This is a genomic window from bacterium (assembly GCA_014360495.1).
Classification (GTDB): Bacteria; Armatimonadota; JACIXR01; order JACIXR01; family JACIXR01; genus JACIXR01.
The window spans coordinates 1-25,779 of sequence record JACIXR010000008.1 but is presented as its reverse complement, the minus strand read 5'-3'; the positions used below and the strand labels follow the sequence as shown (position 1 = coordinate 25,779).

Genomic DNA, 25,779 nt, shown 5'->3' with positions numbered 1-25,779 from the left:
AGAAAACTAACCCCTTCTTCAACTCAATGGATTGAATTGACATAGTATTGACAAAGATATACACCTTAGATATAAAAAAGTTCCCTTTATGGTGCTGGACATTCTAAACGGGAGGTCAATGGCGTTGCTCTTGAAAAAGGAGAAAGCTTCTCTTTCTGCGTCTTTTATTTTGGGATTTAGCGAGCCGAGATATTGATGTTTTACAACTCACTTGATGAGAAATCCTAAAAAGAAAGGAGGTGAAAAAGAATGAGAAAGAAAGGCTTTACGCTCATAGAGCTCCTCGTCGTCATAGCTATCATAGCGACTCTCGCCGCTATTCTCTTCCCTGTTTTCTCCAGGGCCAGGGAACAAGCTCGGCAGACTGCCTGTCTGTCAAACGCAAAGCAGATTGGTACAGCTTTGATGATGTATGCTCAAGATTGGGATGAGTCATTCCCCTTCTGGATTGCTTGGTGCGCCGATGGCAACTGCGCTGAAGGCTTGTCCGCTTCCTGGAACTCACTTTTCTGGACGGAGCAGCTACTACCTTACGTCAAGAACAAAGATGTTTTCAAGTGCCCAAGCGACAATCATACAAGTGGCTGGAGAGAAACCTGCTGGGCCTGCTGCCACGGGAGATATGATAATAGCCTCCCAAGGTCAAGCTATGGCTACAATGAAACGATGCTTAACGGTGGATATATGTATTGGGGTTGCTCTTATGGTTGTCATAGGCTTGCCCGCTTAATCGCTCCTGCCGAAACTGTTATCCTAGCAGACTCCACTGACAGCTGCTTTTATCCTTATGCTACGGAAAGAACGAAGGGCGTAGGGATAAGGATTGCCTTCCCCAACTGGAATGGGGAATCAGCTATCCAATGTGGCTGCCCTCTCACAGTCGTTGACTGGAATTACGCCATCGCTAACCTCGCTCGCCACAATGGAGGTAATATCCTCATCTTTGGCGACGGACACGCTAAGTGGTATAAGGCGGACCAAATCAGAGATAAAAGATTCGGTGGCAGCTTGCGCTTCTGCGACCCATCCCTCACAAGCGACGGAGGATACTGAGGAGCTCAATAGGACGAGGAGGGAGGAATCCTCCCTCCTCGCCTTACATCACTTTTTCCCCACGAAAACAAGTTTAATCGCATCAGCTACAACATTCCCATTCGCTTCGTTCGTGAGAACTATCTGCGCTGGTCCACCAGGCTTAAAATAAAACCTTCCCAAAAGATTCCATTTAGAGAAATTCTTGGTGAAATCTACCATCTTCTTGCTTTTTCCCTTCGCCGAAAATATCTCAACTACAGCTTGAGAAGCGTGGTCCTTATTTGGGTCCTCACCGTACCATATATAAACATCGTAATAGCCCGCCTTTTCAATCTTGGGCGACCAAATAGCCTTCGCCTCACCATTCCCCTTCTCAGTCCAATGACTGCTCCCACCATAATCTCCTCCCGCCCTCGCTAAATGCCATCGCCCTTCAAGTTTGAAATAGGGAGCGGGAAAGCTATCGTCTATCACGATGCTTCCTGCCTCCTCTTTTATCTCAAAAGAGGCATTTAAGCCTATCTGGACGTTCCCCTTCGCCTTATTGATTATGCGGGAAAATCCAATGAACCGATTGCTCGTTATCACCGCGTAGCGCACATTTTCCCCAAGATAAACCTGGGGAGCATCACGATTGAAAAGGCATCCATTAACTATCACATCTCCGCTTAGCACCTCTATAGCGGGCAATCTTTTCTTATCTTTATCCCAGAAATCAAAGTTGCAATTCTGAAAGGAAACCGTTCCCTTCCCCTCAATTCTTGCAATCTGATTTGACGGTCCCCAGAAGGCGCAGTTTTGAAGAAGCACCATACCCGTATTTGTGGGAGCTACAACAACCTCTATCGGATTCTCACCGGCGAAGCTAACGAACTCGCCATTCGTTATCAGCAATCCATAAGTGGCGCAGTCCTCAACTAAGAGGGCTATCTCCGTCGCATCGGCTCCTATGCCGAGAAAATTCCCATTCGCTACACCGTGTTTCGTCCTTATAAATCTATAGCCAATCTTATAACCAAAGGAGAAAGTATTGAAGACATATTCCCAATCCGTTCTTCCGATTATGAAAGCCTCCCCATTTTTCCAGAGATAATCCCGAATTCCGCTCTTCTCATCCCAAGTCCAAAACGGCCAGAAATGGACATTCTCAACCCTCCCTATATCATAACACTGGTCAATGAAAAGCCCCTTCCTTAAAGGCTGAGCGTACAGACCCCTTATGTAATGCCTACCACAAGGGTAAGTGCCGAAATCAACCGCTTGATAGGGATTCACTATCAAGACATCTATAATTGAGCAGTTGTCTCCCCTCCCCCTAATCGTCCAGGGATAGGGCTTTATGTTATCCGCCTTTTGGTTGGGATAGAAAATCGTTATTCCTTTTATCGTTGAGGAGGTATGAAGAGTGATGAAAGGTGTGCCATTTTCATTTCCTTCGCCTTCAACTGCGAGGAGAGTAGTTCCCTTATATTGGGACCAAGTGCTCGGCGCAGTCCAGACTCCCTCAAGGGTCACATAAGAGGGGATTTCAAGGTGTCCCTTTATAAGATAATTGCCCGTAGGGACAAAGACGATTCCTCCTCCTGCTTTTCCACAAGCATCAAGGGCTGATTGGAAAGCGGCGGTATCGTCCGTCACTCCGTCTCCTTTGGCGCCGAAATCCTTTACATTGTAAACCCCTTGACCCTGAGGAAAAACGCTCAGGGCGAAAAGAATGGAGAAGATAAAAATTAATTCTTTCATAGATAATCCCTCCTTTCGGGTAGAAATTATAACAAAAGTCTAAAAAACAATTAAGAAAAAATTGTGGCTTTGTGAAAAAGTGTCTGTTGTTTTTCTCCGAAGTAATCTCTTTGTGATTTCGGGCGGTTAGCGAAAATAAAATTACTTTACATTTAACTTGCCAAAATATTTCCTTAAAAACATAATTTCTTTTGTGAAGATAGGAGTCCTTTCCGATACCCATATCCCAACGAGGGCTGACCGCCTTCCCGAGGACGTATTTCAGCTTTTCAAAGGAGTGGATTTAATCCTCCACGCTGGCGATATTGAGGATATCGGCGTGATTTTCGAGCTTGAGGAAATCGCCCCCGTGAAGGCTGTCATCGGAAATATGGACCCTTATGAGCTCCAAGAAAACTTCCCCACTAAGAGAATAGTGAAAGCAGGCGGAGTGAACATAGGGCTCATCCATGGATGGGGTGACCCAAAAGGATTGCCCAAGAGGGTGTTTGAGGCCTTCTCGGGAGAGAATGTGCAATGCATTGTCTTTGGGCACTCCCATCAGCCTTTCAATGAAGAGGTTCAGGGCATACTTCTTTTCAACCCAGGAAGCCCAACCGACAGGATTTTCGCCCCCTACAATTCCGTGGGGATATTACATATAACCCAAAACCAGATAAAGGGCGAAATCTTAAGGATATAAGAATTTTCCAGGATGAGAAGAAACCTCTGGGAAACAGCTACGAGAATAATCGTTTTCTTTTTGGTTATGGCGCTCGCCTATTTTCTCTACAAAGAGCGCCTCCATTTCCCACCAGTAGCTCCCCATATACCTACTGAATATAAAAAAATCCCCCTCTACACCCTATGGTCCCTAATGCGAATGACCGCCGCTTACATCCTTTCCCTGCTCTTCTCCTATACTTATGCCTATCTCGCAGCCACCCATCCCCGCAGAGAGGGAATAATGCTCGCCATTTTGGACATCCTCCAATCCGTTCCCGTCCTAGGCTTCTTTCCTGCCGTTGTCCTTCTCTTCGTCAATCTATTCAAAGGAGCACGAATTGGAGTAGAAATAGCCTCAATAATCCTGATATTCACTTCCCAGGCATGGAATATCACCTTCGCCGTTTATGAATCCATAAAGACCATCCCCGAGGAAATCAGAGAAGCGATTGATTTGGTGGGATTATCTGGTTTGAGGAAATTCTTCAGTTTGATAGTCCCTTCTTCTATTCCCAGAGTGGTTTACAACTCAATGCTTTCCTGGGCGGGAGGATGGTATTTCCTCATTGCTTGCGAGATAATCGCCATAGGTCCTATGAATTTCCACTTGCCGGGTTTGGGAAGCTTGATGCAAGAGGCAGTTGATAAAGGAAGAATAGACCTCGCCCTCGCCTCCATAGTCGCCCTTATATCGGTTATTTTTATCATGTATTTCCTCATCTGGCAGCCTCTCTCCTACTGGGCGGAGAAGTTCCGCTACGAAATGGTCTCGTCTACCTCGGAACCACCCCTAACTTACTATCTATGGCTAAGAATCGCCAGAACAAAATTCTTCTCCCTTATCTCCTCTTTCTTCCATCGCCTCATTCAACCCTTACTCACCATCCGCATAAAGCCCAAAGTTTCCCTTTCACCCCCTACCCTCTCCCTCATTCAATTATCCCTCGTTACAATACTCCTCTTCCTCGCTGCCTTCGGCACGGTAATCGGCTTCCTTTCACTTTACTCTTCCCTCCTTCAGATACATTTTTCCTTCGTTTTGAAAATCCCTCTCGCCGTTTTAGCATCTGCGGGAAGAATAGCCGCCGCTTACTTAATCTCTCTCCTCTGGACACTGCCCACAGCGGTCTTCATAGCATCAAGCGAGAAAAGGGAAAGCTTCTTTCTCCCAATAATTCAAGCTTGCGCTTCCATTCCCGCCATCGCCTTCTTCCCTTTTATGGTTCGCTACATCGTAGGAGTTACGGGCAATGTTAACTTAGCAGCGATTCTGCTCATTTTGACTGGTTCGCAATGGTATTTACTCTTCAATCTAATTGGAGGCGTAAAGGCAATCCCAGCCGATATAAAACAAGCCTCCGCTGTTTTGGGAATTAGGGGTTGGAGGTATTGGCGAAAGATTCTTCTGCCAGCTGTCTTCCCTTCGCTCATAACGGGAAGCATAACCGCATGGGGTGGGGCTTGGAACGCCCTTATAGTCGCCGAATGGATCACTTACAAGAAAAAACTTTACACCGCTTACGGCATCGGTTATCTTTTGGATTATGCTACCTATGAATTGGGAAATGTTGCCCTTATACTGCTTTGTTTAGCCTCTATGAGCCTAACCATTATACTTATAAATAAATACTTCTGGAGAAGGATGTATGAGCTCGCAGCAAGAAAATACAATTTTGAAGCCTAAAGTATTGGAAGTTAAGAATGTTTTTCGCACATATCACCACGAGGACACAAATATCGTGGTGCTGGAGAATGTTTCGTTTGACATTTATGAAGACGAGTTCGTCTCCTTAGTTGGTCCCTCAGGATGTGGAAAGAGCACGCTATTGAGGATTATCGTTGGCTTGGATAGACCGACGAGAGGAGAAGTTCTTTATAGAGGGAAAAAAGTAGAGGGGGTCAATCCTAAAACTGCCTTAGTGTTTCAGAACTTCGCTCTCATTCCCTGGCTAACCGTTTGGCAGAATGTGGAACTGGGGTTAGAGGCGAGAGGGATAGATAAAAAGGAAAGGGAGAAAAGGATAAGATATTGGCTGGAGAAGGTCGGTTTGGACGGACACGAGAACGCGTATCCAAGGGAATTATCGGGTGGAATGAAGCAGAGGGTTGGCTTCGCAAGAGCCCTCGCCCTTGAGCCGGAACTCTTATGTATGGATGAACCTTTCTCCAGCTTAGACCCGCTTACAAGCCAAAACCTACGCGAAGAACTATTGAGATTATGGGGCGATAAGGAACTGCCTACGGTGTCAATCCTTATGGTTACCCACAGCATTGAAGAGGCGATATTTATGAGCGATAGGGTGTTGATTATGTCCACTCACCCTGGTAAGATAATTAGAGATTTAAGAGTGGAACTTCCTCGTCCCCGAAATATGCGTGATGAGGAATTCCAGAAAATCGTTGACGAGGTCTACACATTGATTGTATAATGAGAAAGGAGGAATCTGTTATGGACGGTGAACCTCTGCCGAGTGCGGAGGTAGAACAAATAATAGGTTTGCTTGAGATACTTGATGATTTAGGAGGGAAGGAGGACATTCCTAAGCTGGCGAGAAGTTTGCAGTTTGAGCTGGATGACCTCCTCCCCGTTATTAGAGCGGCGGAGCTCTTAGGCTTCGTCGTAGCGGAGGGTGGTGATATAGAGATTACAGACTGGGGCTATCAGTTCCTGCGGGGAAATGTGCAGGAAAGGAAGGAGATTTTCGCCCGGGCGGCAATGGAGGTGCCCTGGATGAAAAAGATTTTGGATATGCTCAAGGAAAACGAGGGAGAACCCATATCAAAAGAGGATGTTTTGGAGGCTTTCCAGGAGGATTTATCGGAGGAAGAGGCGGAAAGGCTTTTGCATACCGCCATAGGCTGGGGACGCTATGCGGAGTTGATAGGTTATGACCAAGATGAGGAAGAGATTTTCCTCCCCGAGGATGAAAAGTCGCCCTCACAATAAAAGAAGAGCGTAGAGAGCCCCTAAAACAGGGCGGGCGCGAAAACCAACCACTTTCCCCGTTTGCGTATCATACCAGTCAGTAAGGGGGACTTTATCCGGCGTTTCCCTAACGAAAGCCATAAGGGTCTGGAGAATCTTTTCCCTCTTGCCTCCATCCTCGCTCATAAACGCAACCCATGAAAGCCAATCCGCCTTTGTATAGGTAAATCGCTCATCAAGTGGAACTCCATATTTGTTCAGCTTTGAGATATAGAATTCCACCTCGCGCTCAATAACATCCTGAGGGAAGATGTTCAATCCAACGAGCTTAGCGTAAAGAATATTATATTTCAAAGACCAAGTTTCGTTTTTCCCGTAAATCCTACTTAAATGGGTTCCCGCATCAGCCTTCTTCAGCCAATAATCCAACATCTCCTTCGCCTTAGCCATATACCCCTCGCTTAAATCCTTCTTCCCTAAAATCTCGCAGAGCTTGGAAAAAGCTGAAACTCCCGCTATTGCTTTAGCGGCAAGGTTCACATTTAAGGCAGATGGTCCAGTGAAATCGTCCGTGCATAACTGCTCCTCTGGCTCCAAACCCTTCTCAACGAGATAATCAGCCCAACGCTGAAGGATTTCAAAATTAGCCTTAGCTAAACTATCGTCTTTGCTATATTTTGTGTAGGCTGAAACCATTAAGAGCATATTCCCACTTTCCTCAACAGGCATGGGCGCTCCATAGGATTGCCCTCCCGCTACGGGATAGCGCCCCAAATCGTGGGGGGCGAATGGCTCCTTCCAACTTTCGCTATTGCTTACCAAGAGAATCGGCTCCAATTGCATCTTCAGTAGCTCGGGATTGGTTGCAAGGAAAAGAGGAGAGGCGGGAAATATAACATCAACAGTTTGGATGAAACTCCCACTGCTTATTTCTTTCATGAACATAAATTTGTCCTTACCGGAAAAGCCTAAATCGCAAGCGCCCAGTACTTGACGATGAGTCAGAGATAGAAGATAAGCGTAATCATCTCCACCGACTTTCCTCGCCCTATCTACCAGCCTCTTATCAAAGGAATCGCAAGCGGACGCTATCGCCCTGTAATTATCCCAAGCAAAACTCAGCATCTCCTCCCAATTTTCGAAATAGCTTTTCCAAAGAGGGAGAATAATGCGACCGGCACAAGAGGCTACTATCTCCCTTATGTGCCCAATGATTATCTTCTTGGTGGAAGGATTTGCCCCTACCTTGCCCAAATCAAATTGAAAAGCGAAAACCGGCCACCTATCGTTTATCTTTCGTGGCTGATTCCAATCAATATCTTTAGAGAGAACCTCCCCCTTTATGAACTTCGGACGAACGACTGAATCCGCACCCGCCTCCCAACTCGTCGCCTCAGCGGTTACCCAAATGGGAAATCCCCAATCGGCATAATCGTTTACCTCCTTCAATATGTTGGAGGAAACCTGTTCAACTTTGAAACAAAGCAATGACCCATTATACAATCTCTCAAAATTCCAAACTATTTCTTTATCCGAAGCCCCGCTCGCCCATTCCCCAGAGATATCAAAGTAAAGCTGAACCTCGTGCATTTTCCCATCAAGCGATTTCACGCTCGCGGATATATAAGTGATTGGAAGAGACAAGAGCTTCAAATCATCGGGCAAAGATGGGGTGAGAAACGTGAGCTCCAAGTTGATTTCGTCGTTTCCTAAGACGAACTCGGTTTTCGTGGAAAAGATAGCCACGGATTTCAAGGGAAGAACCTCAACATCGGGATACTGCCCAGCTAACCCCATAAATTTATAGGGCTTCCCATCAACCCTAATCATCCCCGCTATTGCTTTTATCCCTCCCGTCCAATGTCTCGTCCAATCCTCACACAAGTTATCGGACATCTGCCAGACATTCAAATAGGGGTCCTTAACGATTAAGGGGATAGCTGGCGAGGCGCTCAGAAGAGCAGCAGAGAGGATTAGAGGAAGTATGATTTTCATTTCATCATACCTCCTTTCAAGGCTACCACTATACTCCAAATGGACATATTACTGTAATAATCAGAGCCCCAGCATTCCTCCCCCGTTGAGGAAAGATAGTTGAAATAGATGTTCCAGGGGCTCTTGCGAAGATGGGCTATGTTATGATATATCTTCTCTCCAGCCCTAAGACCGAGTTCCTTTTCCCCAGCGAATATCGCCGTTGCTGCGAAGGCGAAGCCCTCGCCAGGCGATATGCCATCGGATTGATGGTTCTTCCCAGATTCATCTGGTCTTCCATCCGGCAAAACCCCGTTGACCACTCCATAGGGACTAGCTTGGCAATTGAGCCTTCCAATCCATCTAATCGCCGAGATTATCCTCTCCTTAGGCAATATCTCACCCAGACCAGTTAAGTAAGCATACCACTGCCCAACCAGCTGGTTCGCAAGACAGGTTTCCGATATCTTCTCTCCCGCATAGAGATTGAACCATCTGCCGTTCCAAAGCCTCTTCTGAAACTCTTCCTGCGCCCTATCAAACCATTCATCAGCGAACTCCTTCGTCTCGTCATCCCCCATAATCTCCGCCATTCTGCTCGTAGCCCTCAAACTTGCCAATAGGATGGTGTTCACATATGAGGAAACTCCCTGCCATTCCCAGACATCGTAATACTGGTTGGCAAGCCCACCAGGTTGAGGGTCCTCTTCTATCAAATAATCACCATTTTTATCCAGTGTGCGAACGAACTTAATCGCTTTCTTTATGTAGGGGAACATCTCCTTGAGGAATTCTTCGTCCTTTGTGAAGAAATAATCCCGCCAAACCATCAACACGAACTCAGTTGAGACAATTGGATGCTGAAGATGATAAACTGGTGAGTCGTAATTGTCCTGCATACCGAAACAGAAAGGTATTTCTCCATCCTCCTTCTGAAACCTTGCGAATTCCCTCATAACCTTCTTCTCCAATTCTGGAAAGAAAAACAGAAGGGGAAGCGAACCATTGAAACGACAGACAAGTGTTTCGTTAATCGGACAACCAGTGAAGGATTCGCTCAAGGAGAATCTCCCATCCTTAATGAACAAAGAATTCTTGACAATAGGATAGAGCCCGTTTATCAAGGCATCCTTAAGCCAGTCGGGAAAATCCGAGGAATAAATCTCGCTTTGCCATTTTTCTATCTCCCGGAGCCATCTTTCCCCATTCTCCAAAGCGAAACTCGCCACCTCCTCCGCAGAGGAGAACCTATTGGCGTAATAATGCCCCAAATTTTGCCCCTTCGTGCTAATGTAGTCGGGGAAAAACCATGAGAGAGCCATCCATATATCCTTTCCTCTTGATGTATCCCACTCGCACCAAGCCATTCCCCTTCCCTTTTCCACCTTCTTGCCAACTTTACCCTGTCCAGAATGAAATAAAATGGCATATTCTCCCTCTGCTGAACGAAAGACCAATCCATTCTCCCGCTTTTCAATTCTCCATTGGGTCATCTGCCCAACCGGAATGAGCCGATTTTCTCTCGCTCTTCTATGAGCATCCTGCCAATGCCCCAAGAAATAACAGGAATTCCCAATTCCATAGATAAATCCTTTGAGCCTCCGCTCCCTATCCGAGATGACAATAATAGAGCCTTCTTCTTTAACCCATCCTATGTTGTTCTCAGCGCCAGCCAATTCGCCGATATCAAGGTTGACGAAAAGCGAAAGGGAAACATTGTTCAGGACATTGTTTGATATATTTTTCAACCTCGTTTCTCTCCAAAGGATACCCTCTTTCAACATATCGGTCATCACAATTTCCACCATAGCATCCTGGCTCCTCATTTTCCTTCTAACGCCCTTGCCATCCTCCGATATCCTGTCCTCATCCACTATTTCCAGGTTCTCTTTGAGAATTCCCCCGGGAGAAAAGTAAGTCCCGCAGGAGCCACCATCCCAGCGGATGTTATAGAAGATTGCGGATAGATTACCCACTCCAGAAATCGGCAGGGTGAATTGCCTCCTTTTCTCCCAATTGAAGGCGCCGTATTCACCAATCTCGAACTCGGTCTCCTCATCCCTTATCCTTTCCCCTTTGCGGTTCCAATTCGCCTCAAATATGGGAGGCGAGCCCGGCTTTCCCTCCTTTTCACCCACCCAAATGGCTGAAACACATACCAATTCCTCGCCCGGAGGGAGAGCATCCTTTTTCCAAGATAAAACGCCCGCCAAATTGCCCGCTTTCTCCTCTCCCTCCTCCACCGCCCAAGATAGTCCGATTTTCAGTTTTTTAGTTTTCGGTCTTTTTTCTCTTGAAAAGCGAAAGAGGATAACGGGAAGGGAGGAATCGTCTGCGTTTCCCTTTATGAATGGAGAAAAGGCTTTGAGGGAAAGAGGGAAGAGAAGTTTTGGGTCGGAATAGGAGAGGTCGGCAATGGGAAAATGTCCGTGAAGGGTTATCTCTTTAATCTCACCTGTTCGGAGGGGAATGTGGAGTCCATCTATATCCAGGAAGAGATAGGAATTGGAAGGCAAGGGAGAAGGGGAAAGAAAATTATTCTGAACTGTGGATTTTCCAAAACTACCGGAGGAGAATAGCTCAATATAGCCCGTGCCCAACCCTCCGAGAGGGATACCGCTCCTTTCCTCCCCGTTCTTATATGATACGGCGCCAGCATTTACCAAAAATTGAGAAACCAAATAAAAACTAATCATTAATAAAAAGAGCTTCATTCTTATATCTTCATCTTTGCATTCTACTGGTGCGCAGGAAGTCTATAGCAATTGCGCCCATTATAACGGCGCCGATGACGACCTGCTGCCAATAAGCGGATACATTGAGGAGAACCAACCCATTTCGCAAAATCCCCATAAACGCTGCTCCAATGAATGTCCCAATTATCGTTCCCTCACCCCCTGCGAAGCTCGCCCCTCCTATTATCACAGCCGCTATCACATCCAACTCTATTCCCAATCCCGAGTTAGGCTGAGCGGAAGAAAGGCGAGAGGTCATAACCACCCCAGCTAAACCGGAAAGTAAACCCGCAAGAGTGTAAACTATTATCTTTACCCTGTTCACATTTATTCCCGAGAGAAAAGCAGCTTGTTCATTCCCACCGATAGCATAGATTGCCCTCCCCAGAACAGTGTTGCTCATTATGATATGCCCGATAATAAGACAAAAGAACATAATAACAACTGGCATAGGAACCGCCCCTATCATTCCCTGACCGAGGAAGAAGAACTTCTCGGGAAGCCCTGTTATCGGCCACCCACCTGTTATGACATATGTCAACCCCCGCGCTATGCTCATCATTCCAAGCGTGGCTATAAAAGGAGGCATTCTCACTCCGACGATAGCTATTCCGTTTATGAAACCGCAAAAAGCTCCACAAAGAAGCCCAAATAAAACAGCAAGGGGAATGTTTATCCCTTTCGTCATTGAAAGTGCTGTCACGCATCCCGAGAGAGCTAAGACGCTTCCCACGGAGAGGTCTATTCCCGCGAGGACGATAGCCATCGTCATACCCACCCCCATAGTCGCTATCATAGAGAACTGGCGGGCAACTATGCCGAGATTCTCCGCAGTGGGAAAAGATTTGGGGCGGACGGCTGAGAGGACAACGAATAAAAGAACAAGAGCTAAGAAGGCAGCTGTTTCCCGCCTTCTTAAAAGAAAACCGATAACCCCTTTCATACAATCAACTCACTGGGGAGTTTCAAATTCGCTCACATTTTCCTTGGTTACGACCGTTATGCCAGTATCAATATCCGGGAGCTTTTCCAGCTTACCCGACTTCGCCAACTGATACAAGGTCTTGACCGCAAGATATCCCATCTGCTTTGGCTTCTGGGCGATTGTAGCTTGGATAACACCTTCCTTTATGAATTGAACGGTCATGGGAACTGTATCAAAGCAAACTATTTTTACTTTCCCTACTTTGCCCGCTGCTTTAACAGCTCTTGCTGAGCCGGGACCTCCCGTTCCGCTAACTCCGAAGAAACCAGCGAGGTTGGGATGAGCCTGCAAAACATTCTCCGCCTGAGAGAAACATAGCTCCTCATCGTCATTGTTAGCTTGAAGAGTTACTTCCTTTATCCCTGGCGCCTTCTTTATCGCATCCCTGAAACCCCTAATCCTCTCATTCAAATTGTAGGCACCAAGGCTCCCCGTCATTATAGCTATCTCCCCTTTCCCGCCCAAAACTTTTATCATCTCCTCCCCAGCAGCATAACCAGCCTTGTAGTTATCGGTTCCAATGTAGCAAAGTCGTTTGCTCTTCGGCGCGTCGGAATCAAAGGTTATCACGGGAATCCCCTGGGATAGAATCTTATCTATGACGGGAGTGATGGCGGTGGGGTCGTTAGGTGAGATGGCTATTCCATCCACCTTCTTGGAAACGAAATCCTCTATTATCCTTATCTGCTTCTCCACATCCGTCGTCTCAGGTCCAACGAAATACCCTTCAACGCCCAACTCCTTGCAAGCTTCCTTCATCCCTTCCTCGCAAGCGGACCAGTAAGGGCTGCCAACCGATTTGGGGACAAGGGCAAAGACATAAGTCTTCTCGCCCTTTACCCTAGTGGGAGCGGTTGTCTCCTCCTTTTTCTTTTTTCCGCACCCCGTCAGCGTTAAAGCGATGACAAAAGCAGTGAAGAGCAGAAGAAACCTCCTCATGTCTTCATCACCTCACCAATATATCCGGTCTCAGATATTTCCTGCCGTTAACCGTAACTTCAATCATTGGCCAGTTGGGAGTGGGAGTTATGATTTCCGGTCCATTCTCCGTTATCAATATGGTATCCTCAACCTTCACTCCCCTTATCGTGGGATTCCAAGCACAGGCGCTGCCAACCATCAATTTCACGGGAGAATGAGGAAAGGCAAATTGGTCTCTTCCATCATAGCCAATCGTTCCGCCCTGGTGATGATTCCTCCATTCTCCGGGGAATCCCATCTCAGCATAAGCCTGCATCCCTTTCTGGAAAATTTCGCCCAGTGTTGCGCCGGGACGGCTCGCATCTATCAAAGTCGCATCAACATAGGCACAGGCTCTTATCTTCTTTTTCAACTCATCGGTTAGTGGACCGAAGTGAACCAAGCGGGAGACGGCGATTATCAATCCCCACTTCTCCGCACAGATGTTAATAAGGGCGTACTTATTCAGCTTCTTCTCCGTTGGAGGAAGATGTCTATATTGCCACATCCTCTCATCAGTGCCAATGAGAAGCACCGTAACCTTAATCCCTTCCCTCCTGAAATACCAGTCGGCAAGGGCAGCGATGTCCATCTCCGTCATACCGGGCTTGATATCACGGCAGATATCACCGATTATTCTTCCGCATTGCTTGCCGAGCCAGCGGTATTTCTTTATCTCCGCTTGCGTGAGAGGAACTCTTATCTTCTTCAGCTCCTCCGCCACATTTACCGTTCCCTCAAGAGGGAGGTCGGAGCCAACGGTTCCGCCCAAGGACATCCTCTTAACAATCTTGCTCAATGTAGAGGGGTCAATCCTTTCCTTAGGCCACTCAAACCTAACCCACTTATAGCCCAAATCCGCAAGTCCCTGCTCGAACATGAACCTCTGCCCCTCTATGTTGTTGGCGATGAGATATTTCTGCCCATCCTTTCTAATCAAAAGGGCTGCGCATCCACCGCTATCGGTTATAACTATCTCGCTATCGCAACCACCCGTTATCCAAGCGAAGTTGTTTTTCGCTTGAATTAAGAGGGCAGAAAGGTTGTGCTCAGCGAGGAACTTCTGCACTCTCGCTTCCTTCTCAGCCACCTCAGCCTTGCGTTCCTCCGGCGTGATAGCCACGAGAACGCTCTTCCAGTTATCCGCCAGCAAAAAGGCACAGGCAACCATCATAAGAAACATCACAGGTATATTCCTCATCTTGCTCCCTCCTTTTTCTGATTTTGCTTATTATACTAGTTACTCTTAACATTTGCAATTATTTTCGATTTCTCATCCTCACTATTGACTTTCATCAAAGAATTTATAGCTATAAACTTATCGGGGGTGGAGCTCCATGAGGAGCTCCACCCCCTTACACTTTTATTGATTATTCCAGAGGTTCTTTGGCGTCAGGGTAGCGTTCGGCATCAGCCACTTCACATGCCCATCAGCAAAGACATAATTAGCTCCTCCTTGATGCCTCTCAACATCGCACATCCCAGTTATGTCTTGAATCACATCCACCAAATTTGGGTCGCCTCCGTTCCAGGGCTGGTCCACCCTATGCCAACCTTTCGTTTCCCCGATAATTATCACATCAGCGGGATTGCGAATAGCTGCTAAAGTCGTTCCTCCATGGCATTTCGCTCCAGGTGGACAAACTACATGCTCGTTGAGACCATAGCTCGTGTCCTGCTGGCTATTGAACCTGCAATTTGTACAAGCAGTTTGTCCGCTGGCCATAAGCACATCACTTGGGCAAACGAAAAGCTTCTTGTTCTTTATATAGGGTTCAATCTTGCGGTCCCAACCCCAGATACAGGAAACTCCTGTGGGGCTGTCAGGGTCGTAGTTCGCACAAGCCTTGGCGTTGCCTCGTCTCGTATCAAAGCAACCACATAACCACTCCGAGATAAATCGCTCATCCCAATCCTGAAGATACATCATATAGCCCATAGATATCTGCCTCATATTGGACATACATTGCGCCTTCCTTGCATTTTCCCTAGCTCTGGAAAATACAGGAAAGAGAATGGCGGCGAGAATGGCGATGATAGCTATGACCACCAACAATTCAATCAATGTAAACCCTTTCCTTATTCTCCACATCCTTCTCAACACCTCCTTTTAGTTGTTGTTTTACCCCCATTGCTTCCTCCGGTCTTTCCGGCGAGGGAGAAGCGGGGGCAAAAGCCCCTCCCTCCTTTCTAAACACTTGCTTGGCACCACCTCTTCTCATCCACTCTCATAAAAGAAGGAGCTCCAAGCATTTTTGACTCTTGGAGCTCCCTTAAAACCTTTGAAGAAAGAGCAAAGATATCAGAGAGAGTTCTATCCCCTTTTAAAAGGATTGCTCCTCTCCAATTATTAAAAATATCCACAAACATTTTATGGCATTTACTAATTTATAGATACCTTTTTATCGTGGATATATCTTCCTTATTTTATAACAAAGAAACACCCCAGTCAACTTCATTGTATAATCCCAGACCATTTGAGACTCTTTTGGTTATTAAATTCATCAATATCCGTTGAGCCCAGCGGGTATACATCTATGAAATATTCTTGGATAGTTCTCTGGAATATTTCCATATAGCCGTTCTCTTGCGGTCTCTTCGGATGAGTGTAGAAATTGAAGAAATTCTACATGCTTTTTAATCATTTTTCGAATTTGATGGAAGCCTTTTCCCGAGAGACCTTTATACCCAAACTGTTGAACCAATCAAACAAATCCTCGCCCGCAGCTATGCTCAAAACAGCCACGCAATCATCTGCCGTATAGCTTTTCAGCTTTCCCTCCTTTATCAATTTCCTCTTCGTCTGGAAGTAGCGGGCAATGATTTCATCTCCATACTTCTCCCTCAATCTATCCCAAATCCACATGGGTTTAGCCATATAAACTTCGTGAAAACCAGGCTGTTCGGGCTGGGAGATGTCTATCTTATCGTAATTTGGGTCTATTTTCTCGCAAGCGGACGCCCAACCCCTCCTGCTCTCCTCCGCCTCCTTTACATATCCCAACCTTTTGCCCACCTCAATACCCATGTATGTGGCTATCCCTTCATTCCACATAGGCTCTGGAAAGGGAAGAACCCAGGAATGCGTCGCCTCATGACCAATCAGTTCAATCATATAGTAGGGATTCTCCGGGAAGCCTCCCCACCAAACCCCTATCCCCAGTGCAACCCCACTGGAAAAACCTCCACCACCCGTGGGAAGCAAAATTAGGGTCGTGTTCATCCCTTCCGCAAGGGGAACACCCATTATCTCCCTCAATTGCTCAGCTACCTGAAAATAAAGCTTCACTATTTCATCCGCGTAGGATTCCAGATAGGCGGAATATTGAACCTTTAAGCCACCTTCCACTATCTTTTCCTTCTCGGGAGAGGTTCCTTTTGGAGGCTTCGCGGGGTCAATTGTTTTATTAGCCGACAACCATTGAATGAGAGGACACAGCCATTTTGAATTCATCGCCTCCCCGTCCTTGGGCTTATCGCCCATCAAACCGCTTCCGTGTATGGCACAAACCCTTCCCTTGCCAAACTCCCTTACCGCCACCACTGCCCTTCCCTCCTCATCTACCACCAACTTCCTCCAAGGCAAGCCCTCCCTCCAGTGCAAGACACCGCTCGCCTGCCCCTGCACCTCGCTTACCTCCTTTTTTATTATCTCGTTCGCCAAAATCCTGAGCTTTCCCTTGGGCTTATCCCTAACGAACTCTATGCCAAATCTCTTAGCCAATTGGTTCAATTTGAACTCATTCTCCCCTTTAAAGATTCCGTAATTTCCAATCATCAAAAGTCCCCCGCCCTCTTCCCTAACGAATCTGAGGACAGCTTTGAGGTCATCCGCAGTGTAAGGGCAGGGGGTATTCCCCTGGGGAATGACGAGAAGATTGATGTTGCTTAGGTCAGCGGCGCTTAGAACCGACCAGCATCGGGCATCTATCCCGCCAATCGGTTTAAGATAGGCATTTCCAAATCTGCCATCGAAATAGAAGGTGAATTCGTGTGCGATGTCAACCAAGGCGTGGATTTTAGGCGCTTTCTCTCCACCGTTTACATTCATAATAGCAAAGGAAGAGATAAGGAAAAAAAGGAAAGTGAAAAACGTCTTGTTCATTTGCTTCCTCTCCTTCCCTTTTATTCTCACGACTCACTGAAATAATTCTACAAAGCCAAATCCCCTTTAATCAAGTAAATATTAGCAGATTTAAATCCTCTGATTCTGAAAACGAGATTGTGATGCTTTTCCTACGGAAAGCATCACAATAACTCCAGCTCCTTGTCGTTGCGAGCGATAGCTCTGCAATCTCTTTTTTATTTTAAGCAAGATTGCGCTGGTTCCTTACGAGAGCTCTCTCGTCTATTGGTATATTTTTAAGCGTTAACTGCTCCTAATTCTTCTAATTAATTTCATCTCCTTGTCTTCCGTATTACTCTGAAAACCTTTAAACCCTACAAGGTGTGACCAATTTTATTTGAAATTTTCTTGCTTTAACATATCTTTGCCTCTATCATCATATTGATATGAATTGGGCTCGCTTTCTCATTGCTCTCCTTGCCTTTGCCAGCGCTTTCCCTTCTGTCGTTTTCCAAATCGGGAAGCCTAATTCCTCTTATGATGAATTCGCCATAGCAGGGAATTATTCCCTCTACCCAACCTTATTCCCGAACGACCCAGTCTTCAAAATAGGTTCCAGTGTAGAAAATAAGGATTTCCCCTACATTCATCCTGGTCCAGCCGATTTTTGGGCTGGAGCCAAGCCACATACATTCCGAATTATTTTCACCCTTGACCACATACCCCAACCCATCATCCGTCTGAATCTCTATCTAGTCAATACCCATTACTCCGGTCCACCGCTCATCGCAGTTTATCTTAACGATAAGAAAATCTCTCAAAGCCAGCTTCCACCCGGTGGAGGAGATACCTCCCTTACAGACCCCCAAAAAGGAGAAAATTGGGTCGCTTCTTTCCCCCTAAATCCGCAGGATTTTCGTATTGGGGAAAACGAGATACGAATAGAAAATGCAAGAGGGAGCTGGCTTCTTTACGATGCCATCCTTTTAGAGGAGGGGTTGAAATTGGATAAACCGGAAATAAAGGCTATGAAAGCGAAAGCCACTCCCTTTTTCGTAAAGGAAAAAGAGGAAATGAGACAAATCTTAGAAGTTTGGCTATCTAATGTGGGTAAAGAAGGAGATATTATCCTCTCAATTGAAAAAGGGGAAAGAAGGGAAGAGATCCCCCTCAGAATAGCTGAGGGAGATAATCGTTTTGAAGTGCCTCTGCCGGAGGGGCTAGCAGGCGATGTGAAGATAAAAGCGGAGGACAAATTGCTTACCCTCGACATAAGACCCAAGAGAAAATGGCTACTTTTCCTTGCCCCAAGCGTTCATACAGATATAGGCTATACGGATGTCCAGACAAATGTAATCCTACGCCACGACGAGAATTTGAAGATAGCGATAGAGGAAGCGAAGAGAAATCCCAACTTCAAATGGAATCTTGAAGTCGCTTGGCAATTGGAAAATTTCCTCCAAGACGAGCCGGAACTCGGCAAAGAGTTGTTAAATCTTTTGAGGAAAGGACAGCTTTCCCTTCAAGCCCTCTATGCCAACATGCTCACAGGTATATGTAGCCCGGAATCCCTTGTTCGCGTTTGCCTTTTCAGCAAACAAATTTCTCGGCTACAAAATTTACCACTTGACTCCGCCGTTCTCTCAGATGTCCCTTCCGCGATCTTCCCCATACCCAGCATTCTCAACGCATATGGAATCAAATATTTTGCTGAGGCAATAAACACTTATAGGGCACGTTTTCCCTATCCATCCCATCCCTTTTACTGGGAAGGTCCTGATGGAGGAAAGGTCCTCTTCTTCGCTTCTCCAGGCTACGGTTTGGCAAGAGGAATAGGGCTTTTGGAATCCCTTGATGTGCTCAGAAATAGGATTGTCTCTCTCGTTGAGGGATTGGAACAAAGCAATTATCCCTACGACGCCTACCTTCTCTATGGTGCCTTTTATGATAATGAGCTAATAGAACCGCGCTTTATGAAGCTTGTAGATGAATGGAACGCAAAATATGCCTATCCCAAAATCATCGTTTCAACTTATAGCGATTTCTTCAAGTACATTGAGGCAAAATATAAAGCCCAAATCCCCACATACAAACTTGATGCGGGAGCTTATTGGGAGGATGGTGCTGTCTCAACGGCTAAGGAATTAGCTATGAACAGAAAAGCGAAGGATTGGGCGGTGGAAGCGGAGACGATTTATTCTCTCGCCTCTCTCCTCAACCCTTCCATTGAGTATCCAAAGCAGAAATTCAAGGAACTCTGGCGAAATATCCTCCTCTTTGATGAGCATACCTGGGGAGCCTGGTGTAGCGTTTCCGACCCCAATGCCGAGACAACGCTCCGACAATGGGAAATAAAAGCTTCCTTCGCCCATAAAGCTTTAGAGGAGGCGAAGGAATTAAGGGACGAAGCGATTAGGAACTTCTCAACGCTCGTAGATAGCGATGAGGAATCAATCCTCGTATTCAATCCCCTCTCCTTCTCTCGTTCCGATATAGCCAGAGTGGAGATTCCTTATAAGGAGTTCGCTCTTTACGATGGCGAGAAGGAAATCCCCTGGCAAAGAGAAGGAAAGGATGTCCTTTTCTTCGTTAAGGATGTCCCACCTCTGGGATATAAGAAAATCAAGATTGTTAAAACAAAACCCTCTTCCACTCCCATTACCTTCAAAAGCTCGGAGGGAATTTTGGAAACCCCCTTCTTTTTGATTAAATTTGATGAAAAAGGGATATATTCAATAAAAGACAAGGCGTTGAATTTTGAATTGTTGGAGAAAGGGAAAAGGCTCGCCGATTATCTTTACTTATCGGGTCCAGAGGGGAAGCAAACGTTCCATTCTCTGGAACACGGAAAAATATGGGTGGAGAATATGGGACCGATTTTCGCCGATATCCGCTTCTCCTCTTCAGCCTATAAAACCCCCCTCTTCTCCCTTCGTCTCAGGCTTTACAAGGATATAAAGAGAATGGATTTATTTGTGGAGATAAACAAGGAGGAAACGCTTGATAAAGAATCGGTTCTCTTGTCCTTCCCATTTTCCCTTGAAAACCCGAAGATTAAACTTGAATATCCCACCTGCGTGATTGAGCCAGAGAAGGAGCAATTTCCTCAAGCGTGTAAAAATTGGTTCACTATACACAAATGGGTTGGATTCTATAGCAAAACTTGGGCAATCATCTGGTGCAGTGAGGATGCACCTCTCATCTCTTTAGGGAAACCGATACATGAATTCTGGTTAAATGAACTTAAGCTCAATAAAGCCACTCTTTTTTCCTACCTAATGCACAATCATTGGGATACGAATTATAAGGCATCGCAAGGAGGCGATTTCCTCTTTCGCTACGCAATCTTTCCCGTGAGGGGTGAAATATCAAATCTTGAGGCGAGCAAGTTGGCTTGGAGCTTCTCCCATCCCTTTCTCTGCCTTTCCCTTCAAAAGCAAGAGGGAGTTCTCAAACAGAATAATCATTCCTTCGTTGAGATAAAGGGAGCGCTACTAACAACTTTGAAGAAGAGAGATTATGGCGATGGTTGGATTATTCGTTTCTGGCTGCCTGAAAGGGAAAATGGAGAAGGGGAAATAAAATTGAACCTCCCCGTCAGAAAAATCTATATCTCCAATTTAGACGAAAGCAGAGGCGAGGAATTGTTGCCTATGGGAGAAAGCTTGAAGCTTCCCATTCCACCCTCCGCCATAAAATCGCTTCTAATTGCGAGGTGAACCTTTGATGAAGCAACTCCTGCTTCTTTTATTTCTCATTTGCAGAGCCTTTGCCCTCCAGTTCATCCACATAACTGATACCCACATAGGGACGGCTAATGGGCTTAAAAATCTGAATTCCTTCATCCAATTGGTGCAAAACTTTCCCGAGAAACCTGACTTCGTCATCCATACGGGAGATGTAACCGAGTTCGGCAGTGAGGAAGAATTCAAAGCTTATTCCCAAGCTATTAAATCGCTAAATGTCCCTTTCTATCACACATTGGGTAACCACGATGTCAGATGGAATGGAGCAGGTTGGCTTATTGGAGAGAAATACCTTCCAAACTACAAGCGCAATTATACTTTCACAAACGAAGGAATCACCTTCATTGCCCTTGATTCCTCCTTTCCCTTCAGTCAATACGGCTTAATGGACCCATCTCAACTCGCCTGGTTGAAGAACACCCTCGCGAAAATCCCTTCTGAACAGCCGATTATAATCTTCTTTCACCATCCAATTATGCCGTCAAGGAACTTCCTCATCGGAAAGGACGCCTTATTGGAGGTTTTGCGACCATATAATGTAGTCCTCATTTTAACCGGACACGGGCATTCAAATCAGACCTGGCAGGTGGATGGAATTAACTTCATTATGACTAAGGGCTTGATGGACGCTAATGCCTGCTTCAGGCTCATAAAAATTAAAAACGATACAATAGGAATTTCCACTTTTGATTTAAGCGGCAATGAAATACAAAATCAAAAATTCACTTTCCCCCTAAAGAGAACTCAGCCTACCCCCTTTCCCACAAAATCTAACGATAATTTTCTCCTCAAAAGGCTCTCGGGAGCGATCCAAGCGGATTTGCTCTCCTATAATGACCTCGTCATTGCCTGCAATTGGGCTGGAGAAGTCGTTGCCATCAAATCAAAGGTTAGGGAAGAGGCTTGGCGAAAGAGATTTGATTCACCAATTTTAACCTCTCCGATATTAAATGGTGGGAAACTTTTCGTTCCCTTTCTCAACGGTTTCGTTCGCTGCGTTGATGCTAATAACGGGAAAATGCTTTGGGAAACAAAATTGCCTCAACCGATATCAGGTCACTTAACTTTTGCTGATGGCAAGCTCTTCGTCCCTGCGAGCCAGTATTTATTCGCCCTGAACGAGAAGGGGGAGATAATCTGGCAAAGGAAATTAGGCGGAAACCTTGAATCCCGCCCCTTAATAATGGGAAAGAATCTTTTAATAGGAGCTTGGGATAAGAATTTATATTTTCTAAATGTTGAAAATGGCGAGATTATTTGGCAGAAGGAACAAGCTCGCTCTCGCTATTATTCACCCGCTACCAGTTCACCCCTTCTCTGGAACAATAAACTCCTGCTTACCCAACCCTATGATAATTCAACCAGGAAAGGAGGACTCCTTGCCCTAGACGATAAGGGGGAATTGATTTGGCAAATAGATGGGAATTTCGGCTATTCAACTCCAGTTATTGATGGGGATAGGCTTTTTATCGCCTCAATGGAAGGGAATCTTTATTGCGTCTCTCCCGAGGGAAAGGTTCTTTGGAAAACCAATTTAGCAAATCCTTGCTTTAACTCCCGTCCAGTTATAAAGGGAGAAATTATCTATATAGTCTCTTTTAACAATGTTCTCTTCTGCGTTGATAAGAATAGCGGGAAAATCCTCAACAAAAAAGCTCTGGCAAAAGATAGCTGCTGTATTTCTACACCCATAATAGTGGAAGAGAGCATGCTCATCGGAGATATGATGGGAAATCTCTATTTTATCCCTTTGGGAGGGCTCGTTCCAGCTTAATTTTTAGGGGACGAATTTCAAGGCATCCCAGGGAAGCATTCCTGCAAGGACGAGCTCTCTTATCGCTGAAGGGATATCAGCTTCCGTCCTCACTGGATTGGATAAAATCTTGATATACCATTCTTCCCAGGTGGAATATTCCTCGCCCGGCTTTAAAGTAACGAGGGGGCTCAAAACCTCCATTTCCAGGTAAGGCAAATCCTTTGAATTAGTATAAACCTCCACGCTACATCCTTCATCAGGATACTCCTGCCCCTCAACCACAGGAAAGCGCTTCACATAAGCGAGATTATCCTTTAAATAGAGCATCCAACCCGCTTTGGAATCCAACCCGATTTTCCCAACCTCGCCCAAATAGTTCACAATCACCAATCCACCTTTTATCTTCCATTGCTTGCTTTTCCTTGATTGCTCGTCAAAGAAATAAAGCCCTTCAGGAAATTTTGAATTCTTCTCAGCGGGGAAGACAACTAAACAAGGGGTTTCAACCTGTGTAACCTCCCAGATTCCCCATCTTACCTCTCTTCCCGAGATGTTTCTCATCCTCTCAACTATCCTTGCCCTTCCCCTCTCAACAATCGTTATCTCCTTAATAAACATAATTCCTGCCATTAAGGAAGGCGCCCCATAAACCCTCACCCCACCATCTATCAACTCAACGCTCGCCATTCCGTAATCCAAGAAGGGGTCGGGTGGCCATCCCCAAACAGATTGGGGAGCATTCCATATCTTATAGCCACCATAATTGTGCCAAACATTGGTTAAGGGATAAACTTTGCCAAATTCATCGGGATTCTGCCAGATGGGGTTCTTACCTTCCAGGGAGAATTCCATTATCCTTCCGCCGATGCTCGGCACTATAACCAATCTTGTGTCTCCTCTCTCCAATAAGATGGAATCCGCCCATCCTTTATAGTTTATCTGTTTTATGGAAATTTGAGCGAAAAGCAACCCGCTCAAAAGGATTAAAAGAAAAGCTTTCCTCATTTTTCTGCCTCCCTTCTCAAGGCGATTCCAAGATATAACCGCTATTATATTTTAACGAAGTTAGCCCGAGAAGGGAAGCGTAATAATGGATGGCTCCCTCAGCATCTCCCTGATAGGAGAAATTCAGCCTAGCGGAAATCGCAACTGGTAATGCAACTGGTCTCTTACATCTTTCCACAAGATTGGCGAGGAGCTGAAGGGCATCCACATCGTTTTGGGAGATTGCGAGATAATGAACGGGAGGACCAGGGGGTGGAAGGAAAAGAAATCCCTCAGCCCATTTAATGTGATCGCTAACACAGGAAACACGCACCCATTGCACTCCACCCGATATCACCTTCACATCCGTCACAAACACCACCGGATTATCTATCGTGCCCAGATAGATTTCCCTCTCACCGGGCAGGAAAGGATTCCCGTTCGCTAAGGAGAGCCCAGGCGATAGGAGAAGGTTAAGCCAAACTCTCTCCTTCCGATAGGGAGGATAAATCATAATCTCCAATCGCAAAATCCCCTGTTGATTCGGGTAGGGTGTTTGAGGCAATATGAGGACTTTACCAACTCCTTTTGCTGAGATGATGGACGGAGCTCTTTTAAGGGTGGGAGAGGGAGGGAAAGATAGGGCTTGTTTTGCCTTAGGCCAATGTGGCAGAAGAACGAGGAGGGAAAGAGAAAAAACGAGGAGAAGGGAAATGATAGCATAAGCTAAAGCTCTTCTCGGCTGTAATTCGCCTAGTAAGAAGCGCCGTAAAGGAGATACCTCCCTTTCCCTTCTCGCCCTATAGCTCGCTAATACCTTTTGAGTGAAGCCATAGGGTGGCTCCACTGGCTGGAAAGAACGCAGTATTAAACGCATTCTCTCCAGCTTGGCGAGCTCAGCACGACAAGAGGCACAGCTCTCCAAGTGGATTTCAACAAGCGACCTTACCGCTTGGGTAAGGTCGCCGTTGATGTAATCCGATAACAGCTCTCTAATTCTCTCGCATTTCATTTCCATTTCTTTAGACATATTTATCCCTCAAAAAGTTCCCGATATTTTTCCAATCTTTGCTTCAAAAGTTGGCGTGCTCTGTTAAGACGAGACTTAACAGTGCCCAAGGGTTTCTGCAACATAGCGCATATTTCGTCATAGGAAAATCCCTCTATATCGTAAAGGACAATGACAGTTCTATAATATGTTGGCAATTTAGCGATTTCCGCCTGCACTATTTCCTGGATATTCCTCTTCTCCATCTCTCCCTCAACCGTCTCCTCTGAGGGGAAATCTACCCCGCCTTCATCTTCCTCATCCCCATACCTCATTTGGTCATAAGAGAACTCTTTCTTTTTCCTCGTATAATCATAAAAGAGATTAACCGTTATGCGATAGAGCCAAGTGAAAAGAGAGGATTCGCCTTTGAAAAGCTTTAAATTTTCCAGGGCGCGGACGAGCGACTCTTGGGCGATATCCTCAGCGTCATCCCTGTTCCCGCATAAGCGGTATGCGAGATTGAAAAGCGGTTTTTGGAAATGTCTCACGAATTCCTCCAACGCTTCCTCATCTCCTGAGAGACAACGCTGGATGAGCCTTATCTCTTCTTCTTTATCCAACTTCTTCATCCTTTACAATTAATCATAACATAAGGATTATTTTTTGCAATTAAGAACTAATATGGATGAATAATTTCAAAAAGATATTGGAATATATAGATAAGAGGAGAGATTTGAAAGGAGAAGATAAAGTTAAGTTTAGGTTAGAAGTAATGGAGTTTTCCGATAAGTATGGAGTAGAAGCAGCAAAGGAAGCTTTTGGCGTTTCAATAAGCACAATTTTCAAGAAGTCCTAAAAACCCAAGAAAAACTAAGAAGAGGCAATTTTTACCCCAAATGTCCCGGAGATTTAGTCCAGATTGACTCAATCTTGATTTTGCTCAATGGCGTAAAGATGTTTCTCATTAGCGGTATAGATGTTGTCTCAAGATTTGGTTATCCCCTTTCCCTGTGAAGTGTGTTCAAACGGATAACGGGAGCGAGTTCGTGGGAGAATTTGAAGATTTTCTCAGGAATAAGGGTATTATCCATTTCTACACCCATCCAAAGAGACCGCAAGAGAACGGCTATGTGGAGCGATTCCAGAGAACTATCCAAGAATATTTCATAGATG

21 protein-coding genes are annotated in these 25,779 nt (G+C 45.7%); 9 read left to right on the top strand and 12 right to left on the bottom strand.

Annotated elements, in window-relative coordinates:
* Positions 1-249: 249 nt before the first annotated feature.
* A complete protein-coding gene (locus H5T88_07720; protein MBC7330227.1) occupies positions 250-1,053 on the top strand; it encodes a prepilin-type N-terminal cleavage/methylation domain-containing protein in 804 nt (267 codons plus the stop codon).
* A 48-nt stretch (positions 1,054-1,101) separates the two neighbouring features.
* Here H5T88_07720 and H5T88_07715 read toward each other — a convergent pair whose 3' ends face one another.
* Positions 1,102-2,778 carry a hypothetical protein gene (locus H5T88_07715; protein ID MBC7330226.1) on the bottom strand — a complete coding sequence of 559 codons (1,677 nt, stop codon included), beginning with the start codon at positions 2,776-2,778 and terminating at the stop codon, positions 1,102-1,104.
* Between the two features lie 193 nt (positions 2,779-2,971).
* Between H5T88_07715 and H5T88_07710 the strand changes: the two genes are divergently transcribed.
* From H5T88_07710 to H5T88_07695, 4 genes are read left to right on the top strand one after another with little or no spacing between them, the layout of a single operon-like run.
* Entirely contained in the window at positions 2,972-3,460 is a 489-nt protein-coding gene (locus tag H5T88_07710; GenBank protein ID MBC7330225.1) for a metallophosphoesterase family protein, read from the top strand.
* 12 nt (positions 3,461-3,472) lie between these two features.
* On the top strand, positions 3,473-5,167 hold the full coding sequence (locus H5T88_07705) for an ABC transporter permease subunit (GenBank protein ID MBC7330224.1): 1,695 nt from the start codon (positions 3,473-3,475) through the stop codon (positions 5,165-5,167).
* Positions 5,130-5,912: an ABC transporter ATP-binding protein gene (locus H5T88_07700; protein ID MBC7330223.1), complete on the top strand. Its 783-nt coding sequence runs from the start codon at positions 5,130-5,132 to the stop codon at positions 5,910-5,912. Before H5T88_07705 ends, H5T88_07700 begins: the two co-directional genes overlap by 38 nt.
* Before the next feature lie 20 nt (positions 5,913-5,932).
* Positions 5,933-6,430, top strand: coding sequence for an AAA-associated domain-containing protein (locus tag H5T88_07695; GenBank protein ID MBC7330222.1), 498 nt, complete (start codon positions 5,933-5,935; stop codon positions 6,428-6,430).
* On the opposite strand, the gene H5T88_07690 is transcribed toward H5T88_07695, so the two are convergent.
* The 8 genes from H5T88_07690 to H5T88_07655 all read right to left on the bottom strand — a co-directional run bounded on the left by H5T88_07690 (position 6,422) and on the right by H5T88_07655 (position 17,168).
* Positions 6,422-8,404: a DUF4965 domain-containing protein gene (locus H5T88_07690; GenBank protein ID MBC7330221.1), complete on the bottom strand. Its 1,983-nt coding sequence runs from the start codon at positions 8,402-8,404 to the stop codon at positions 6,422-6,424. The genes H5T88_07695 and H5T88_07690 overlap by 9 nt on opposite strands.
* Entirely contained in the window at positions 8,401-11,097 is a 2,697-nt protein-coding gene (locus tag H5T88_07685; protein ID MBC7330220.1) for a hypothetical protein, read from the bottom strand. Before H5T88_07685 ends, H5T88_07690 begins: the two co-directional genes overlap by 4 nt.
* Before the next feature lie 10 nt (positions 11,098-11,107).
* Positions 11,108-12,061, bottom strand: coding sequence for an ABC transporter permease (locus tag H5T88_07680; protein MBC7330219.1), 954 nt, complete (start codon positions 12,059-12,061; stop codon positions 11,108-11,110).
* Between the two features lie 9 nt (positions 12,062-12,070).
* Positions 12,071-13,042 carry a sugar-binding protein gene (locus H5T88_07675; protein MBC7330218.1) on the bottom strand — a complete coding sequence of 324 codons (972 nt, stop codon included), beginning with the start codon at positions 13,040-13,042 and terminating at the stop codon, positions 12,071-12,073.
* A 7-nt stretch (positions 13,043-13,049) separates the two neighbouring features.
* A complete protein-coding gene (locus tag H5T88_07670; GenBank protein ID MBC7330217.1) occupies positions 13,050-14,264 on the bottom strand; it encodes an aminopeptidase P family protein in 1,215 nt (404 codons plus the stop codon).
* 162 nt (positions 14,265-14,426) lie between these two features.
* The gene (locus H5T88_07665) at positions 14,427-15,146 is read right to left on the bottom strand and encodes a DUF1559 domain-containing protein (protein MBC7330216.1); all 720 of its coding nucleotides are present in this window, start codon (positions 15,144-15,146) and stop codon (positions 14,427-14,429) included.
* Entirely contained in the window at positions 15,121-15,261 is a 141-nt protein-coding gene (locus H5T88_07660) for a hypothetical protein (protein MBC7330215.1), read from the bottom strand. The genes H5T88_07665 and H5T88_07660 overlap by 26 nt, the downstream gene beginning before the upstream one ends.
* Positions 15,262-15,704: 443 nt before the next feature.
* Positions 15,705-17,168, bottom strand: coding sequence for a hypothetical protein (locus H5T88_07655; protein MBC7330214.1), 1,464 nt, complete (start codon positions 17,166-17,168; stop codon positions 15,705-15,707).
* A 407-nt stretch (positions 17,169-17,575) separates the two neighbouring features.
* Here H5T88_07655 and H5T88_07650 point away from each other — a divergent pair, with 407 nt between their 5' ends.
* Positions 17,576-20,848: a hypothetical protein gene (locus H5T88_07650; GenBank protein ID MBC7330213.1), complete on the top strand. Its 3,273-nt coding sequence runs from the start codon at positions 17,576-17,578 to the stop codon at positions 20,846-20,848.
* A 7-nt stretch (positions 20,849-20,855) separates the two neighbouring features.
* Complete coding sequence (locus H5T88_07645) at positions 20,856-22,649, top strand: PQQ-binding-like beta-propeller repeat protein (GenBank protein MBC7330212.1); 1,794 nt, start codon at positions 20,856-20,858, stop codon at positions 22,647-22,649.
* 3 nt (positions 22,650-22,652) lie between these two features.
* Here the strand turns inward: H5T88_07645 and H5T88_07640 are convergent, their stop codons facing one another.
* From H5T88_07640 to H5T88_07630, 3 genes are read right to left on the bottom strand one after another with little or no spacing between them, the layout of a single operon-like run.
* Positions 22,653-23,636, bottom strand: a complete 984-nt coding sequence (locus H5T88_07640) for a DUF4380 domain-containing protein (protein ID MBC7330211.1) — start codon at positions 23,634-23,636, stop codon at positions 22,653-22,655.
* 16 nt (positions 23,637-23,652) lie between these two features.
* Positions 23,653-24,645, bottom strand: coding sequence for a zf-HC2 domain-containing protein (locus H5T88_07635; protein MBC7330210.1), 993 nt, complete (start codon positions 24,643-24,645; stop codon positions 23,653-23,655).
* A 2-nt stretch (positions 24,646-24,647) separates the two neighbouring features.
* Entirely contained in the window at positions 24,648-25,235 is a 588-nt protein-coding gene (locus H5T88_07630) for a sigma-70 family RNA polymerase sigma factor (protein MBC7330209.1), read from the bottom strand.
* A gap of 56 nt (positions 25,236-25,291) precedes the next feature.
* Between H5T88_07630 and H5T88_07625 the strand changes: the two genes are divergently transcribed.
* A complete protein-coding gene (locus H5T88_07625) occupies positions 25,292-25,462 on the top strand; it encodes a hypothetical protein (protein MBC7330208.1) in 171 nt (56 codons plus the stop codon).
* A gap of 154 nt (positions 25,463-25,616) precedes the next feature.
* On the top strand, positions 25,617-25,779 hold a 163-nt coding region (locus H5T88_07620; protein ID MBC7330207.1), incomplete at its 3' end, for a transposase family protein.